The sequence below is a fragment of the Bacillus sp. V3-13 genome, assembly GCF_002860165.1.
Classification (GTDB): Bacteria; Bacillota; Bacilli; order Bacillales; family Cytobacillaceae; genus Bacillus_BJ.
In genome coordinates this window covers 71,284-87,153 of record NZ_PGUZ01000044.1, presented here as the reverse complement: position 1 = coordinate 87,153, position 15,870 = coordinate 71,284, and the positions used below count along the sequence as shown (strand labels likewise).

General features: G+C 39.9%; 17 protein-coding genes, 2 pseudogenes and 1 riboswitch. Of the genes and pseudogenes, 11 read left to right on the top strand and 8 right to left on the bottom strand.

Annotation, left to right across the window (positions count from 1 at the left end; genetic code table 11):
* The first annotated feature begins 82 nt into the window (after positions 1 to 82).
* Complete coding sequence (locus CU633_RS16595; protein WP_101661702.1) at positions 83 to 652, top strand: DUF6944 family repetitive protein; 570 nt, start codon at positions 83 to 85, stop codon at positions 650 to 652.
* A 53-nt stretch (positions 653 to 705) separates the two neighbouring features.
* Here CU633_RS16595 and CU633_RS16590 read toward each other — a convergent pair whose 3' ends face one another.
* The 3 genes from CU633_RS16590 to CU633_RS16580 form a co-directional block, all read right to left on the bottom strand.
* Positions 706 to 1,905 carry a right-handed parallel beta-helix repeat-containing protein gene (locus CU633_RS16590; protein ID WP_101661701.1) on the bottom strand — a complete coding sequence of 400 codons (1,200 nt, stop codon included), beginning with the start codon at positions 1,903 to 1,905 and terminating at the stop codon, positions 706 to 708.
* A gap of 248 nt (positions 1,906 to 2,153) precedes the next feature.
* The gene (locus CU633_RS16585; protein WP_101661700.1) at positions 2,154 to 2,531 is read right to left on the bottom strand and encodes a hypothetical protein; all 378 of its coding nucleotides are present in this window, start codon (positions 2,529 to 2,531) and stop codon (positions 2,154 to 2,156) included.
* Positions 2,515 to 2,910 carry a hypothetical protein gene (locus tag CU633_RS16580; protein WP_101661699.1) on the bottom strand — a complete coding sequence of 132 codons (396 nt, stop codon included), beginning with the start codon at positions 2,908 to 2,910 and terminating at the stop codon, positions 2,515 to 2,517. The genes CU633_RS16585 and CU633_RS16580 overlap by 17 nt, the downstream gene beginning before the upstream one ends.
* A gap of 180 nt (positions 2,911 to 3,090) precedes the next feature.
* Here CU633_RS16580 and CU633_RS23410 point away from each other — a divergent pair.
* The 8 genes and pseudogenes from CU633_RS23410 to CU633_RS16550 all read left to right on the top strand — a co-directional run.
* A pseudogene (locus tag CU633_RS23410) lies at positions 3,091 to 3,353 on the top strand (FusB/FusC family EF-G-binding protein); the annotation flags it as partial.
* Positions 3,353 to 3,607: pseudogene (locus tag CU633_RS16575) on the top strand (VOC family protein); the annotation flags it as partial. The pseudogenes CU633_RS23410 and CU633_RS16575, both read left to right, overlap by 1 nt.
* Before the next feature lie 225 nt (positions 3,608 to 3,832).
* Positions 3,833 to 3,922, top strand: a riboswitch (cyclic di-GMP riboswitch).
* 264 nt (positions 3,923 to 4,186) lie between these two features.
* Positions 4,187 to 6,031 carry a nitrilase-related carbon-nitrogen hydrolase gene (locus CU633_RS16570; protein ID WP_257958906.1) on the top strand — a complete coding sequence of 615 codons (1,845 nt, stop codon included), beginning with the start codon at positions 4,187 to 4,189 and terminating at the stop codon, positions 6,029 to 6,031.
* Between the two features lie 150 nt (positions 6,032 to 6,181).
* Positions 6,182 to 8,155 (top strand): methyl-accepting chemotaxis protein, encoded by a 1,974-nt coding sequence (locus CU633_RS16565; RefSeq protein ID WP_101661698.1) that lies wholly within the window; start codon positions 6,182 to 6,184, stop codon positions 8,153 to 8,155.
* An 84-nt stretch (positions 8,156 to 8,239) separates the two neighbouring features.
* Positions 8,240 to 8,707, top strand: coding sequence for a chemotaxis protein CheW (locus CU633_RS16560; RefSeq protein WP_101661697.1), 468 nt, complete (start codon positions 8,240 to 8,242; stop codon positions 8,705 to 8,707).
* Between the two features lie 331 nt (positions 8,708 to 9,038).
* Positions 9,039 to 9,194 carry a hypothetical protein gene (locus CU633_RS22950; protein ID WP_180955005.1) on the top strand — a complete coding sequence of 52 codons (156 nt, stop codon included), beginning with the start codon at positions 9,039 to 9,041 and terminating at the stop codon, positions 9,192 to 9,194.
* Between the two features lie 94 nt (positions 9,195 to 9,288).
* Positions 9,289 to 10,215 (top strand): manganese-dependent inorganic pyrophosphatase, encoded by a 927-nt coding sequence (locus CU633_RS16555; RefSeq protein WP_101661696.1) that lies wholly within the window; start codon positions 9,289 to 9,291, stop codon positions 10,213 to 10,215.
* A 150-nt stretch (positions 10,216 to 10,365) separates the two neighbouring features.
* Positions 10,366 to 11,334: a bile acid:sodium symporter family protein gene (locus tag CU633_RS16550; RefSeq protein ID WP_101661695.1), complete on the top strand. Its 969-nt coding sequence runs from the start codon at positions 10,366 to 10,368 to the stop codon at positions 11,332 to 11,334.
* A 109-nt stretch (positions 11,335 to 11,443) separates the two neighbouring features.
* Here CU633_RS16550 and CU633_RS23405 read toward each other — a convergent pair whose 3' ends face one another.
* Positions 11,444 to 11,569, bottom strand: a complete 126-nt coding sequence (locus CU633_RS23405; protein ID WP_257958905.1) for a hypothetical protein — start codon at positions 11,567 to 11,569, stop codon at positions 11,444 to 11,446.
* A gap of 221 nt (positions 11,570 to 11,790) precedes the next feature.
* On the opposite strand from CU633_RS23405, the gene CU633_RS22945 reads away from it, so the two are divergent.
* Complete coding sequence (locus tag CU633_RS22945) at positions 11,791 to 11,958, top strand: hypothetical protein (protein ID WP_180955004.1); 168 nt, start codon at positions 11,791 to 11,793, stop codon at positions 11,956 to 11,958.
* Positions 11,959 to 12,020: 62 nt separating this feature from the next.
* Here CU633_RS22945 and CU633_RS16545 read toward each other — a convergent pair whose 3' ends face one another.
* A complete protein-coding gene (locus CU633_RS16545) occupies positions 12,021 to 12,311 on the bottom strand; it encodes a hypothetical protein (RefSeq protein ID WP_101661694.1) in 291 nt (96 codons plus the stop codon).
* Positions 12,312 to 12,523: 212 nt separating this feature from the next.
* Positions 12,524 to 13,861: a S8 family serine peptidase gene (locus tag CU633_RS16540; RefSeq protein ID WP_101661693.1), complete on the bottom strand. Its 1,338-nt coding sequence runs from the start codon at positions 13,859 to 13,861 to the stop codon at positions 12,524 to 12,526.
* Between the two features lie 202 nt (positions 13,862 to 14,063).
* Between CU633_RS16540 and CU633_RS16535 the strand changes: the two genes are divergently transcribed.
* Positions 14,064 to 14,525 carry a hypothetical protein gene (locus CU633_RS16535; protein ID WP_101661692.1) on the top strand — a complete coding sequence of 154 codons (462 nt, stop codon included), beginning with the start codon at positions 14,064 to 14,066 and terminating at the stop codon, positions 14,523 to 14,525.
* Positions 14,526 to 14,595: 70 nt separating this feature from the next.
* On the opposite strand, the gene CU633_RS16530 is transcribed toward CU633_RS16535, so the two are convergent.
* Entirely contained in the window at positions 14,596 to 15,168 is a 573-nt protein-coding gene (locus CU633_RS16530) for a permease (RefSeq protein ID WP_101661691.1), read from the bottom strand.
* Positions 15,169 to 15,285: 117 nt separating this feature from the next.
* Positions 15,286 to 15,870 (bottom strand): TetR/AcrR family transcriptional regulator, encoded by a 585-nt coding sequence (locus CU633_RS16525; protein ID WP_101661690.1) that lies wholly within the window; start codon positions 15,868 to 15,870, stop codon positions 15,286 to 15,288.

Below are 15,870 nucleotides of genomic sequence, written 5' to 3'. Positions count from 1 at the left end.
TGTTATAGATGCCAGCCAGTAATAACGTTCGAACCCCGATATGAATATAATTTTACAAGCACTTATTGGTGGGTGGAATAATATGGATAATCAAACGAAAGAAATTTTTGGTTCAGTGATAGCAGCCGTGGGAACAATTATTTCCGCCATAGCAAGTACACCATCGAACTTTATAAAAAGTGATTTGCAAAACGATTTAGATTTAATCGGCAATGTCTTGCAGGCAGTGGGAAATGCCTTACAAGCTGACGGGCAAGAAGAAATATCCCTTGAAAAGGTAGGAAATGAAATTCAGGCAATTGGGAATGTTACCGTTATTGCTGGTATGGTTATTGATTTTGAACAAGTGACAGAACAAAAATTAATCATTACAGGGAACTGGATACAAGCTTTGGGAGGCGCTGTATCGCTGTCAGACGAGCTCGCAGATCGTAGCGCTTCAGGTCAATCATATAACATTTTCGGCAACTTGCTGCAATCTATAGGAAATTCTTTGCAGGCTTTAGGAGGAGTATATGATCTGGAAACGAAAAATAAGATGTATAAACATCTTAAAGAACATGACAACGGTCAATTATTAAAAGTCAGTGGAAGTTGGATACAAGCAACTGGCGCTGTACTATCAGCAATTGGGCAATTTAAAGAGGAATAGTTATATTGGTATATTCACAGCTACATATAGAAATGCAATTTGCGTTAACTCCTTTAGTTCTGGCATCTCTTACATCTATTTTTTTTGCGCTTCGGACAGTCAGGTTTCTTTTTGAATTGGCCCAGGCAAACAGCCAATTGTTGTCTGGCAAGGGCAAGTGCCTGCTGTAAACCAGCAAATGCCTGTTGAAGAGCAGCTAACGCCTGCTGTGTCGCTGCAAGTTGCTGCAGGCATGCTAAATCTGCAGAGCATGGGGCGGGGGGTACTTGTAAAAAAGGGATAATTTCAGCTACATTATTCGGATCAACTACCTCATCTCCTGTTCCTCCAGGATTGTTGGGACTTGTAGGCCCTGTCGGACTACCCCACCAGTTATTGGTTGCATCGAGCCTTCTGGGTGCTGCAACGTATGCGCCCGGTTCAATATTCAGACCTGCGCCCGCATTATTTTGTATATTATTATTTTTAGCGCGAATATTCATGTTGGGACCAAATCCTACATCGAAAACGTTTATCCCGCTCGATCCGCTATTCTGGACGATATTGTTGTAAACCTCGGTCAGGTTTGTCCCGCCCCCAAAGAAAATCCCGGATTGGATGGAGTTAGTGATAGTATTACACGCAACTTCTATATTCGTTGTTCCAAATAAACTTAATGAGTTATCAGAAAGAAGTTCATTTCTTGTTATCACGATATCTGAGGCGGATATTAAAGTGATGGAGGATGTTTGATGAGGACCGGCAAAGCGATTGCTTTCTATCAAAACATTTGAGGCTCCAGTATCAGAATAGATCCCGGTTCCGGTGGCAGCTCCTGGTCGATTATTATTAAAGATTACATTTTGCCTTATTTGTGATTCTGTCACGCCAGTAGAACCGACAGATATACCAATTACATTATCCAGAACGATATTATTCAAAACCCAATAACCCGAGGCGGTACTGGATGTGGCGACACCTGCTGTCAGGGTATTGCCCTGGATCGTAAAACCGTCAAGAACTGCATTGTCAGCAGTTAACTGAACGATGCCACCTGAGGCGGTTGAGCCAGTGATAATTGACTCTGTTCCTGGTGCACCTGTACGTGTTCTGGCATCAACCCCGGCTTGGGCACCTAATAATTGAATGGTTTTATTAATATTGATCGTTTCTGTATACGTACCCGGTAATACTCGAATCGTATCAAAGGGGTTGGCATTATCAATGGCATCTTGTATCGACTGGCCAGGCGCGACAATAAATTGTTGTGCCATACGATTTTCACCTCCTTTTTATACTCATTGTATTAAGCTTATCCAAAAACGTAACGGTTGGTGCCTGTACATGTGTACTATTTTTACATTGCGTAATAAATTATGAATATAGCTATGGAATAAAAGATGTTCAATTAGAGATGTTATGACATTTGGCCAGGGGGAAACAAAATATACTTCAAAGCAAACAAATAAAGACGCCCAGCTTGAGACTTTCGGCGTCAAAATAATTTATTATAAAATTCGAGTTATCGTCCATACAGTCGACTGTAGAAGTCCTTAGGTATTCGCCTGTGCCCAAATCCGCGAACTCGGATTTTGTTTCCAACATCCTGATACACAATGCGAAGATCAGCAGGATACTTTTGAGTACGTTGACTTTGGAAATGAAATGACATCCAATCTTTTAAATTACCAGAAAGCTGTTGTCCGATATTTCTGGTTTTAACAATTAGATGAAGCGAATGTGTAATCTGAGATATTGCTGCCATGAATGTGGGTTCCTGATCGAAAGCATAGGCGATTAGTATGACGTCATCGACAAGTTCATCATGATTCATTTCTATTCCATTTATTGAAGCGATAATGTCAATGGCTTGTTCAATTAATTCATCGCTGATCGCCATCTAATAATCCCCGGATATCTTCTCTTCTTGCTCTCAGACTTTCTTTTGCCTTTGTCGCCAACTCCTCTCCAGATGAAAAGTTGTCCGTATGTCTGCGATGTCCAAACAAAGATTCAACTTGTGCTTGCTCAAGTTCTTCGTCAGATTGTTCCAAGTATGTTAAAAGAGCCTTAAATACGTCGGTGTCTAATAATATAGCTGCCGTCTGATTTCTCTCAACCACTTCCATTATTCCGAACCGTTCAAGTTCCTCACGCCATTTTGTAGAACGTCCTAACTGAGTAACACCTACACGACTGCCAAGTTGGAATCCCTTGCGAATCTTCTCCACATCTTTAATCATTTGGGGAGACATATTTTTCAGTCCTTTCTTTTTCATTTCCTCACCTCCATTATATCATTATATTTATTCGATGGTAAAATTAATTGTGTATTAATTGTGTATAAATATATATATTTTAACTCGCGTTTAATTATGTTTTATATTTTTACCTCTTTTTCTTATCTTTACACGTAGAAATAACTAATAGGCTATAACAAGACCCAAATTTACATTATAAAAATGAAGCCGTATGTAATTCCATTTAAAGAAGTAACAGAACAAACGGTCAAAAAGCTATTTCCAAAAGCAAAGAGCTAAAGCTTCCGTTGATGGAGAACATAGACCTGAAAGATCTATCTTATCTGAGTTGGATTGATAAGGGCTCAAATAAAATGTATATCATAGCTCAGAACAATCATAAGCTAATAGGTTTACAAGGTACATTTAGAAGTATTAATCAGAAAGGAATTTGTTCAATCTGTAATTGCCATGAAGAAGTGATTGTTTCTCTTTATTGCTTAACTCTGATACCGTTTTAGGTGAAAATCATTATTTTAATAACAGGGCGAGAAGTGAAGTAAAAGGAAATGGTTTTGAGTTAATCATTGTCGTAGATAAATTGGAAGATGTGTATCGACGCTGTCACGAAAAAAATTATCCGATTGAAGAAGAGATCGAAAAGTACCCTTGGGATATGAGAGGATTCAAAATAGCAGACCCTGACGGTTATTTCTTAAGAATTACCTCCAAGTAAATGAGCTTTTCACACAGGTGTACGCTAATGTTATAAATTTAACTCTACGAGCCAGAATTATGAAAAACGGGATTTGAACGAGCACCAATTCAAGCCATAGTCATTGTAAATATTGCTTGCATTCTTTGTAAAGTTTGAAAAATTCCTTGAATAATTAACCAAAATTTTATATGATATAGAGGCTTCTTGGATGGGTATTATTTCATGTGAATATATACCTGTTAATTACGATAAAGGCAAACTTATTGAAAGGTAAGGACGCAAAGCCGTGGGTCTAAGGTTCTGATATGGAACTATGATTGCCAGGTTGCCGAATAGCCCTAAGTATAAAAATGGCTATTCCATTCAATTGGAAGTAGCCATTTTTTGGTTTGCTTTATAAAAGGAGGCCAGAGATATTATTTAAATTTTATTAATAAGGATTCATGAAGTTAATGGTAATTAAGTGACCAACGAGTTACTGTATTCATTAGAGACAAGGTCACAAGAAAAAACGGAAGCTTTATTTATCGATCTGTCGCAGTATAGCTGCAGTAGATCAGATGTCGATATAAAGCTTGGTTACTAAAGGAGAAAAACATGCAATCGAGAAAATGGATAATTATGCTCATAATAGTAATCTCAATGGTATCTTTAGGTGGTTATTACTGGAACCAAGATAATACACCAGCCCTAGCTAAAGAGAAGAAGAATACCGAGAAAGTGTCCGATGCTTTTAAAGTAGCGTCCATCCAATTTAATCCAATTTTAAATGAAAGAGATAAAAACGTTAACGAACTATTAAAGGTTACAGAAGAAGCTTTTAAGAACGGGGCTAAGCTTGTCGTAGCTCCCGAGATGGCAACAACCGGTTATTATTATGCTGACCGTGAGGCTATTAAGCCATTTGTCGATACGATTCCTGGAAAAACCACAGCCGCTTTTGAAAAACTGGCTAAAGAATATGATTCATATATTGTATTCGGAATGGCTGAGGTAGATGAAGAAACAGACCTTTACTATAACTCTGCTGCTCTAGTAGGACCTGAAGGCTATGTAGGGAAATACCGTAAAACCCAAATGTGGGAAACGGAAATGCATTGGGCAGCTTGGGGAGACTTGGGTGTACCTGTATTTGATACTGAGATTGGGAAGATAGCCATAAACATCTGTATGGATTCAGCATATGCAGAGACTGCTAGATTAGCTGGTATTCAAGGAGCTGAAATTCTGGCATTTCCAACGAACTCTTCTGCCCAAGCCATCTCCGCTCTGCCGGCAAGAGCACAGCAAAATGGAATGTATGTTGTTAGTGCCAACCGTTCAAACACTGAAAATGGCTTCCATATGATTGGTGGCAGTGCTATTTGGTCACCAGAAGGAAAGAAACTTGCAGAGGCACCTGTTGTCATGACACCTGGTGAAGATATTGATGAACCAACCATTACTTATGCAACAATTGATCCGAAACTTTTTGATAATGAGAATAAAGAAGCTTTAGACGGAAGAAGACCTGAATTATACAAAGAGCTTATCCATACTGTCGCACCATGGGACTATACAAAAAATACAACGTCTCATGAAATTGTAGCAGCAGCTCTTCAATATGAGCCTGTAACGGGCAATAAAGAAAAAAACAAAGAGAAAATCGTAAGTTTGATCCAGCAAGCAAAGAATAACAACGCCGATTTAAATTTAGTGGTTCTTCCTGAATTATCTTTAACTGGGCCTGTTGATGGAATGAAGAAAAAAGACATTAAAGCCTTTGCTGAAACTTCAAACGGAGAAAGTGCCCAGTTTATCGCAGAACTGGCAAAGCAATTCCAGGTTTCAATTGTATTTGGTTTTATCGAACAAAATAATAAAAACCTATATAATTCAGCCCTACTTATTTCTCAAGATGGCTCAACAGCGGGGAAATATCAAAAAACACATTTAAGTGAAAATGATAAAAAATGGGCTACACCAGGTTCATCATTACCAGTATTTGAAACAGAAAATTTAGGTAAGATTGGTATTTTGTTGGGTGAAGATGCTGAATATCCGGAAGCTTCTGGAGTATTGTCCGTTAAACGTGCAGATATTATTACAATTCCGTCTGCTTGGAACGGGCAATACGGTGGAGAAATGGAGATCAACAAAGTGATTTCTGCCAATCAATATCCAGAAGGTTCAATGGTTACATGGGATGCGGTAGCAATTGGAGCTCAAGCTTACACAGTTGTAGCTAATTATGTTGGTACCGAAAAGAATTACTTAGGTGGAAGCAGCTTATATACACTTGACCCTCTGTATGCACTTGACCAGCCTGTTGTTGCTTCAGAAGACACAGAACAAGCATTGGTTGTCGAATTTGAAACATTACAATCTGATGCGTGGTTTAACCAAGAAATGTTGATTCTCTCAAGACAGCCGGCATATTTTAAACCACTGGTTCAAGAATAAAGCAAACAGAAAAAAGCAGAGAAAAGGCATCGATAGTGCCTTTTCTTGCTTATAGTGAAAGGGTAGAAATCATGAAAAAAATGAGGTTCTCATTTAAAGCAAAATTGTTGATTTATTCATTACTACTTTCTTTGGCGCCTATGGTATTTATTGGTTTTTTTTGTTAATAATACAGTCAGTAAGACAACCGAGAAAGATTATATCCATTTTAGTGAACGAGAAATAAATCAGGTCGATAATGCGATTTCCATGTACTTTGAATCTATTAGAGAAAATGCAAAGCTATTAGCAACTGACCCCGCAGTGATAAGCGCTGATAATAGTATAACATCCTATGTAGAGCAAACAAGCGGGGATTCTATTGACATGAAACCTTCACAAAACGGGCAGAAAGAGAAAGAAATTTTTGAAGTGTTTTCTCAATTTGGAAATACACACCCAAATGCGGCATATGTCTATATGGGAACATCTGATGGGGGATATATCCAATATCCGGAAGGGCCTACAACACCCGGATTCGATCCAAGAGAACGACCTTGGTATAAAACAGCTGTTGAAGAACCGGGAGAAGTAAAACTAACAAGCGCCTATGCAGCAACGGGACAAGAAGGAATCATAGTGAGTAACGTAGTTACCATTGAAGAAGATGGGAAGCAAAAAGGTGTGTTAGGGCTGGATGTTAGTCTGGAAGGATTAACAAGCATAATAAAGGACATAAAAATTGGTGAAAATGGATACGTAATTTTGACGCAAAGTGATGGAACGATACTTGCCAATCCGAAAAACCCTGAATTGAATTTCCAACCAATCTCTGAGTTAAATGTTCCTCAACTAAAGGATTTAAGTAAAGATGGGATATTTGAAGCTGAAATTGATGGAAAAGATTATGTGCTGAACACAGTTAGTTCGGATAATGAAGGTTGGAAGTACATTGCTGTGATTGAACAGAGTGAACTGTCTGCAACAGCAGATGACATTCGTGGGGTACTTCTCTTAATAGGTGCTATTGTGGCTGTTGCAGCAGTGTTGGTTTCTATTTTCATGAGCTTGCGAATTACAGGTAATATCCAAAAAATTAGTAATCTATCATTAGCTATGTCAAAAGGTGATTTAACTCAACGGGTCACAATTAAGGCAAATGATGAAATTGGAGAAATGGGCCAGAATTACAATATCATGGCTAATAGTTTAAAAGAAGTAATTACAAAAATTTCAGATGGATCCCAGCAATTATCGGCTACCTCTGAAGAGCTTGCGGCAGGCTCAATCCAGAATCAAAAAGCATCTAACCAAATATCGGAGTCAATCCAGAGTGTGGCAGCTGGAACTGACGAACAGAACTTGGCCATGGAGGATGCTGTAGGAATTATTAATGAAGTTTCTAAGCATGTGGATGATGTTTCCCAAAGTATGATAAATGTTAGTAATTCTATCAATCTTTCTGCAGAAACTGCTAAACAGGGCAGTGAAGTGGTAAACCGAACAGTTAAGCAAATGAGTGAAATAGATAAGAATGTATCCTCTTCTGCTGAAAAAATAAGTGAACTGAATGAAAAGTCGAACAAAATAAGCCAAATGAGTTCGATGATTCAGTCAATCTCGGAACAAACAAATTTATTAGCTTTGAATGCTGCCATAGAAGCTGCGCGAGCTGGAGAACATGGTAAGGGCTTTGCGGTTGTGGCAGATGAAGTTCGAAAACTTGCGGAGCAATCAAGCCAATCGGCATTGCAAATAAACGAAATTATCGTTGATATTCAGGATGGCATTAATGAATCTATGAAACTCGTAGATAAAGGGTCCAATTCTGCAAAAGAAGGATTATTACTTGTGAACGAAAGTGGAATAGCCTTCGGAGAAATTAAAGATTCAGTTTTGGCGGTATCTACCGATATTTCAGAGGTAGGTTTAGCGATGGAAAAAATGAAAAATCGTATTATAGAAGTTGTTCACCATATCGAAAACGTATCGAAAACGACTTTAGATGTAAATGAACATTCCCAGAATGTAGCAGCATCTTCTGAGCAAATGAGTGCTTCAATGGAAGATGTATCTTTAGCAGCACAAGAGTTAGCAAAAATGGCAGTAGAACTGGAGGAAGTTATTTCTCAATTTAAACTGTAAATGAATATATTCATTTTCACAACATCCCTATTGGGGATGTTGTGAATCCTAAGGAACAGGAGATTTGGAAAAGGGGACTTTACAATGGAATCTGAGAAGTATGTAGTGTTTCAAGCAGGAAAACAGCAATATGGCATCCCGGTTTCTAGTGTGAGTTCGATTGAAAAAATCCAAGACATAACCGAAATGCCTCAGGTGCCAGGTTATATGCTGGGTATCACTAATGTTCGAGAAATGGTAGTACCTGTTTTAGATATGGTTCAAATTCTATTTAACCAACAGTTTAAAGCCAGTGATAGCAATAAGATTATATTAGTGAATCTTGACGCGTCCACTGTTGGATTGATTGTTGAGGAAGCAAAAGAAATATTGGATGTCCTTCTTGAAGACATAAAAGAAGTAAATGGTTTGGCTACTCAAAATGTATCTTATCTATCAGGAGTAATTAAGACAGATACAGGATTTGTCACATTACTTAACCCAGTAGAGTTACTGCATAATTTAGTAGAAGTAGATACAATTCGGGAGCAGATGGCACAAATCACAGCCTAGACCGATCTTTTACAACGATATTTGATTATAAGTATTTAGATTTAGCCACTGGAAAGTGGCTATTTTTTTTAGATTATTTAAAAGTTGTATGAGAGCCTATTGATATTTTAGTGAGAATTATTATCTACGTTAAAATTAATTATTTTAAATCATTGAGGATTCTATAGAAATTTATAAAAAGGCAACTTATTCAACTACCGGGTGGCAATACTTCAACTATGGTTTTTGTTATGCACTAAATGGCTGCTGTTTGGTTCAGGCAGGAGGGCTGTAACTTTGGTTATAGAACAAGATGGATTATAATACAATTAGTGAATAAGGTGGTGGCAGCATGAACGAATATAAAGTGGTTGTAAAGGACAGAAATGCGACTGTTCTTGAAGTAATCATAAGAGCTGAGGATGAGAGAGATGTCCTCGGAAATTTGTTGTTAAGAAGTGAGTTATTTAATCAGCCCTTCACGGATATACGGATATTAGAGCGCTAAACGCAAATATTCTTTAATGGTTTCACTATCATTTTCAATCCGGATAATTTACAATTCTATTTAGGAAATCGCAATGTAAAGGAGCATATATAATATGGAAAAAGTTCTAGTCTTTGGTCATAAAAATCCAGATACCGACACAATTTGTTCTGCGATTGCATATGCCCATTTAAAAAATAAGCTTGGAGTAAATGCTGAAGCAGTACGCCTGGGTGACATTAGTGGCGAAACCAGATTCGCCCTTGAAAAATTTAATGCTGAATCGCCGCGACTTGTTGATAAAGTAGCCAGCGAAGCTAAAAAAGTGATTTTAGTCGACCATAACGAGCGTCAACAAAGCGCGGATGATATTGATCAAGTGCGTGTCCTGGAAGTAATTGACCATCACCGGATCGCTAATTTTGAAACAGCGGACCCTTTATACTATCGTGCTGAACCAGTAGGCTGCACAGCGACAATTTTAAATAAGCTTTACAAAGAAAACGGAGTAGAGGTAGAACCGGGCATTGCCGGACTCATGCTGTCCGCTATCATCTCTGATTCATTATTATTCAAATCTCCAACGTGCACCGATCAGGACGTTGCTGCAGCCCGCCAACTTGCAGAAATTGCTGGTGTTGATATTGAAGAGTATGGATTGGCAATGTTAAAGGCCGGAGCTGATTTAAGCGATAAAACAGCGGGCCAACTCATCTCTCTCGATGCCAAAGTATTTAACATGGGTGAAAGCAAAGTCGAAATTGCGCAGGTAAACGCAATTGACGTGAATGATGTTCTTGTCCGCAAAACTGAAATTGAAGATCTAATGTCTAAAACCATTGAAGAAAAAGGCTTGGATTTATTCCTTCTGGTGGTAACAGACATTTTAAATAGTGATTCAACAGCAATCGCATTGGGTTCTGCAGCAGCAAAAGTGGAAGAAGCTTTTGGTATAAAATTAGAAAACAATACGGCCCTTTTAAAAGGTGTTGTCTCACGCAAAAAACAAGTTGTCCCTGTATTAACATCGCTGTTTGCGTAAGGATGAAAAAAGGCAGTCTCGACCTGAAGAGACTGCCTTTTTGTTGTAAGACCTTCCTACATAGTATAAAAAACTTTCTAATTATTGCATATATTTAGATTTTATTCTATAATCGGTAGCATCGTTTATTTCACATAGGAGATGTCTGACATGAGAACTTTAGAGCGTATAAGTCAATTTGTAGGAAACACATTTGCGATCTGGGTAATATTGTTCGCGGCACTGGCATTTTTTGCACCATCCGGATTTACCTGGATTGCTCCATACATAGTACCTTTGTTGGGTATCATTATGTTTGGCATGGGTTTGACCCTTTCTGGCAGTGATTTTAAGGAAGTATTCAAACGGCCCAAAGATGTTTTAATAGGCGTTTTTGGTCAATTTTTAATCATGCCGCTTCTAGCTTTTGTCCTGGCGAAAGCATTACAGCTTCCTCCGGAAATAGCAGTGGGTGTCATTTTGGTAGGTTGCTGCCCGGGAGGAACGGCATCAAATGTTATGACCTTTTTGTCTAAAGGGGATGTACCATTGTCCGTTACGATTACATCAATTACAACAGTTCTAGCCCCAATTGTAACCCCGGCCTTAATTTTATTGCTTGCCAGCCAATGGGTGCCGGTGGATCCAAACGGACTTTTCCTTTCAATTGTCAAAATTGTCATCGTGCCGATTGTGTTAGGGTTAATTGTGAAGAAATTATTCAATAAGCAAGCAACAGCAAGTGCAAAAGCGCTTCCGCTTGTCTCGGTTATAGCCATTGTGGCGATTGTAACGGCAGTTGTATCAGTAAGCCAACCACAGATTGCCAAAACAGGTTTAACCATATTTGCAGTAGTTGTTCTTCATAACGTACTTGGTTACGGATTAGGATATTTGTTTGGCAAACTTTTTAAAATGGAGCTATCTAAGAAAAAAGCTGTTGCTATTGAAGTCGGGATGCAAAATTCAGGTTTGGGTGCTGCCATCGCTACAGCGCACTTTTCCCCGCTGGCCGCTGTTCCAAGTGCGATTTTCAGTGTATGGCATAATATTTCGGGACCTATCCTGGCAACAATCTTTAGCCGAATGAGAGATGGGAAAGATTCCTCATTAGAAACTAATAATTCTTTGAACGGATAACAACAAACTGAACCGGCCCGGCTTTTTGGGCTATTATGTGTCTACACCGAAACAAAAAAATCCCCTATTGCTCCAGTTGCGATAGGGGATTTTGATTGAATAAGGTTTTTCATTTGTTATGCGGATTTAGAACTGTTCCATTCAAACTAATTTCAGGATGTTTCTCAACCTTGTCACCTGGACTATTGATCGTTGCGTCATTCTCTTTATTCCATTGGTTACGTTTCCTTTTCAAGAAAACCATCTCCTTATGGTATAGAATGAACGTACATTTATTATTTACCCGCGTTTAAGAAAAAATAAACATAATACTGACAAAAAATCAAACTGCCGGAAACCCTGTAAAACACAAAAGAATAGTAAGGCGTGCACTGATTCTTATTCATGTTTTCCGTCACTTAAAAACACAAATAAGATACGATTAACCGGACAAAATAGGAGTGGAGGTGAACACGAATGAGCAATGGCAATGATGAGCTTTTAAAAAACGCAAGGAATATGGATCGAGATGTCGAATACGGAAAAACTCCTAATGGCGGACGCAATCGGGGAGCCAATAATACCGGTGATACAAAAGCGGTTGACCCTGCAGGTCTCAGCGGTGGAGATACCAGGGGACGATAAAAACAGGGAAGACGAAACCAATTTTAATAGAAAAACCCCGGAAGATCCCGGGGCTTTCATCATTATACAGGGTCATTGTCTGGATTGGTGTAGGACTCGATTGCCTGGTCCAGTGCCACAAATGCTTCTCCAAAAGCGGCGGTAGAAGAAATGTCTCCGGCGTTTTCCAGCTGTGCCCGGGCATTCCTCGCCTGTGTGAGCGAGCGGATCACATCTTCAATCATCGTGCCTCTGTCACCATATTGCTGTTTAGCTGCTTCAAGCTTCCTGATAGAATCGTCTAAATTCGCTGATCCAGGATTATCGAATGTCTTTTCCAAATCGTCTTTAACTTGTTGTAAAACTTCCTTCATCGGTTGCCCTCGCTTCCTAAAATTTATCAACAAGTATTTTGACCGAGTAGGTGAGTTCCTATTCGCCTAAAAAAAATTCAAGAGAATAGTGTATGTTTATACTCCTTTGGCAATCGCGATCATATCCCGCCGGTCCGGAAAATAAAAAACCCCGGATGCTCGAAAGGATCCGGAAGGTTTCGCTCTGTTACTTTTCTATTGTTTTCAAAACCCTATTGTGCAGCTGCAGCTTTTTCAACCGCTCTGTAGGCGTTCACATAACCCGCACCAACCTCATGGAACTGATAACCCGGCATTGGATCAGCTGTCTGTGTCAACAGATCGAGGGCCAGATCTGGACTCAGAGATGGCTGCGCTTCTTCCATTAATGCAATGACCCCGGAAATATGAGGAGTTGCCATACTGGTTCCGCTTGATGTCGTGTAATAAGGCAAATGCTGCTGATCAATATAACCAATATCTGTGACGGTGCCTAATGCATTCATGACGATGCCTGTCTTTGCCCGGGTAGCGACTATGTCTACTCCAGGTGCGGTGATATCCGGGCGAATCATTTGATCACCAGGGATTCCTCTTGAAGAGAAATCAGCTAGTTGTTTGTCCTTTGTGCCGGCAGCGACACTGATTACCCATGGTGCGGCTGAATATGGATTGAGAGTGTTGTCGTCCGGGCCTTCATTACCCGCGGCAAAAACAACAGTCATCCCGGCATCATGCGCTTTTTTTGTCGCGACGTTAATTGGATCATTTGGGCTGTATTCACCGGTAGTGCCCCAACTGTTGCTGATGACGTCGATACCGTATTTTTGCTGATTTTCAAGCGCATAATCAAATGCTTCCAACGACCAGAGAATATTCAGGCCGTCACCGACTCCAAGGCCGACCAGCTTCGCGTCAGGTGCGACTCCTTTGTAAAGACCGTTACTGGCAGTTCCGCTTCCCGCAATGGTTCCAGCTACATGTGTTCCATGGCCGGATGATGTATCTGTATTGCTGAGATTCTCAATGTAAAGCGGCTTATTTCCAAACAGGTCACCAACGGCAAATTTTACATTCTGGATCACTTTGTCGCTGAATTTTAAGTCCGGGTGGGTTGCGTCGATTCCACTGTCAATAACAGCTACCGTTACTCCTTTACCAGTGAAACCCAAGTCATTCCAAACAGCTTCTGCACCGATCAGTGCCCGGCTGTCGCGTAAAAAGTATTGTAATTTTTCATTTTCGTAGATTGATAGTATATTATTTCCCGCTAAATTGATCAGCTTGTTGACTAGACTCACATTCCCTTTTATCGCGATCATTGGCAAATTGTCAAAAACCTTTGTTTGAAAGCCGAGTGTTTGTAAAAGCTGAAGGTCAGTTAAGGCTGGCATTTTTTTATAAGTGATGATAGCTTCAATGGGTGCAGAGCTTTTAGGATTCTCAAGAAGTTCCTGAAGAGCGGGGTCAATCTCAGTCAATGAAAGTGCTGCCTTTGGTTGTGAAAAAAAAGACGAGAGGAATAATACGGTTAGAAGAACACAAACAGCAAGGAAACGAATCTGTTTCATACATTACCTCCATTATAAAAATATTCAGACATATATAAATATCCACTACGAGCAACTTAGAAACCTGATAACTGCAAAAAAACCTTGTTTTTCTAAAAAATGATAAAATATTCCTAATAAACTTGCTCAGGCAAGAACGAAAATGGTTTAGCAACTTAAATAAATTTAGAACGTCTTATTTATAAAAAGGGAGGTGCTTTAAATGAATAAATGGATAGTTTCATTCTTTTTTACTTTAATTACTCTGGCAGGTTGTTCAAACGATGGAATGGTCGGGGACAAACCGCCAAAAGCGATGATTGAAATTGGAACGGAAACTTATGAGACGACGTTGGGGAGTTATTGCTGGAACGGAAAAGGTAAAAGCATATGCGTTGATACAGCAGGGCCAATTGAACTGTTGAAAGGAAAACAACCTATAAATGTAACTGCTGGTGAAGAAGTGAAATTTGTAATGAATTACAAACCGCAGCCAACGGAGGTCCATGTCACACAGATACATGAGAACGAGGAGACCGAAGTCATTGTTAAAGATAATCGGTTCCCTGCGCCTGCAGAAAAAGGAATCTATTATTATGCTTATAGTGTTTGGTGGATGGATGAGAAAGAAGCGTACTTATCTCATGGTGATGCCTTTTATGCCTTTGTTTTGCAAGTCAATTAGCGTATAGATAAATAATTCAAACCTTTGATTGAGCTTGGGATAATTCCTCTTCGCTAATTTATTCTTATGTTCATGCCGCACCAAGCACATCTGTGAAAAGCGACAGGACCAGCAATACACTTAATATCGCTCCAGCCGAAATGGCCCAAACCCTATTTCTTCCTTTCGTACCCGATACGATGGATCGAAAATAGAAAATAATACCCAATGAGATCAGGATCGATTCGGCAATGATACTGAAGACAGGGAAATTCCATAATCCAAAACCTAACAATGGGAGATTTCCAACATTCCCGGGAAAAATCGGCAAGTCCGGGCGATGTACCAATAAATCAAGGAGCCAATGGCTAAACACGACAGATCCAATCACAAGGCCCCCGCGCCTTCCCCAAAAACGAGCGGCCAAAAGGCCTGAAAATAAGGATATCACCAATGATCCTATTAATGAATGGGAGTATTCAGCATGAATCATACTTCCCCCGTATCCGTTTCCAGCTACGGGGACAATTGTTTCTGCCCCGAACAGGAAAAGGGGCACAAAAATCACATCAAGTAATTGGGTACTGAGCATAAGTGCCCAAAGCGGCACCTCCGGCGACTTCGCTTTAACAGCAGCGGCAACTCCAAAATGACCTGCAAACATTTAATTGATCCCCTTTCTTTTAGCAGAACGAATCCTTGCATCCAACCAGCCACAGCCTGCGGTAAAAAGAATTAAAAACACCAAAAAATTCACGTTGGTCCTCTCCCATTCTAATGATTAATGAAGTTCCCCATTCCGTTTCATTGAATGAATACCAGAAATAAAGGTATCAATTAATAAACGGAGGCTAACATCCAGGTCAAGCGGAATTCCAAATCCGCCTCTTTGCTCAAGGGAAGCGAATCCGTGTAAAATACTCCTCAGTCCGCGGACGGCATGAATTGCCGCTTCATCTTCCAGACCGTACGCATTCATTAAACGAACAGCTAAATCAACAATTTTGCTTCCTGCCTGCTGAACCTCCGGATCCCGCGGGTCAGGGGCAAGAAGAGTTGCTTCATATAAGCCGGGATGACTGCGGGCAAAAGCTACATATTCTTTGCCAAGCGCCCGCACCGCGTCATCTCCTGACCTCCCGATTGCCTCCCGCACCAGCCGGTTGTAAAGCTGCTCCAAACCGTAGATGGCAAGTTTTTTCCTCAATCCGTGCAATCCATCCACATGGTTGTACAATGAGGGTGGGCGAATCTTTAGTTTTTTGGCCAGGGAAGCCAGTGTTACTGCTTCGATGCCCTCTGTATCAGCTATCTGTGTTGCCGCTTGTAAAATGATTTGTAAATCGAGTCCGATTCTTGGGGACAT

What these genes read in the sequence shown, in the direction of transcription:
- CU633_RS16595 (WP_101661702.1), top strand. Translation starts at nt 83, where the DNA reads ATGGATAATCAAACGAAAGAAATTTTTGGTTCAGTGATAGCAGCCGTG.
- CU633_RS16590 (WP_101661701.1), bottom strand. Translation starts at nt 1,905, where the DNA reads ATGGCACAACAATTTATTGTCGCGCCTGGCCAGTCGATACAAGATGCC.
- CU633_RS16585 (WP_101661700.1), bottom strand. Translation starts at nt 2,531, where the DNA reads ATGGCGATCAGCGATGAATTAATTGAACAAGCCATTGACATTATCGCT.
- CU633_RS16580 (WP_101661699.1), bottom strand. Translation starts at nt 2,910, where the DNA reads ATGAAAAAGAAAGGACTGAAAAATATGTCTCCCCAAATGATTAAAGAT.
- CU633_RS16570 (WP_257958906.1), top strand. Translation starts at nt 4,187, where the DNA reads ATGCAATCGAGAAAATGGATAATTATGCTCATAATAGTAATCTCAATG.
- CU633_RS16560 (WP_101661697.1), top strand. Translation starts at nt 8,240, where the DNA reads ATGGAATCTGAGAAGTATGTAGTGTTTCAAGCAGGAAAACAGCAATAT.
- CU633_RS22950 (WP_180955005.1), top strand. Translation starts at nt 9,039, where the DNA reads ATGAACGAATATAAAGTGGTTGTAAAGGACAGAAATGCGACTGTTCTT.
- CU633_RS16555 (WP_101661696.1), top strand. Translation starts at nt 9,289, where the DNA reads ATGGAAAAAGTTCTAGTCTTTGGTCATAAAAATCCAGATACCGACACA.
- CU633_RS16550 (WP_101661695.1), top strand. Translation starts at nt 10,366, where the DNA reads ATGAGAACTTTAGAGCGTATAAGTCAATTTGTAGGAAACACATTTGCG.
- CU633_RS22945 (WP_180955004.1), top strand. Translation starts at nt 11,791, where the DNA reads ATGAGCAATGGCAATGATGAGCTTTTAAAAAACGCAAGGAATATGGAT.
- CU633_RS16545 (WP_101661694.1), bottom strand. Translation starts at nt 12,311, where the DNA reads ATGAAGGAAGTTTTACAACAAGTTAAAGACGATTTGGAAAAGACATTC.
- CU633_RS16540 (WP_101661693.1), bottom strand. Translation starts at nt 13,861, where the DNA reads ATGAAACAGATTCGTTTCCTTGCTGTTTGTGTTCTTCTAACCGTATTA.
- CU633_RS16535 (WP_101661692.1), top strand. Translation starts at nt 14,064, where the DNA reads ATGAATAAATGGATAGTTTCATTCTTTTTTACTTTAATTACTCTGGCA.
- CU633_RS16530 (WP_101661691.1), bottom strand. Translation starts at nt 15,168, where the DNA reads ATGTTTGCAGGTCATTTTGGAGTTGCCGCTGCTGTTAAAGCGAAGTCG.
- CU633_RS16525 (WP_101661690.1), bottom strand. Translation starts at nt 15,870, where the DNA reads ATGTCCCCAAGAATCGGACTCGATTTACAAATCATTTTACAAGCGGCA.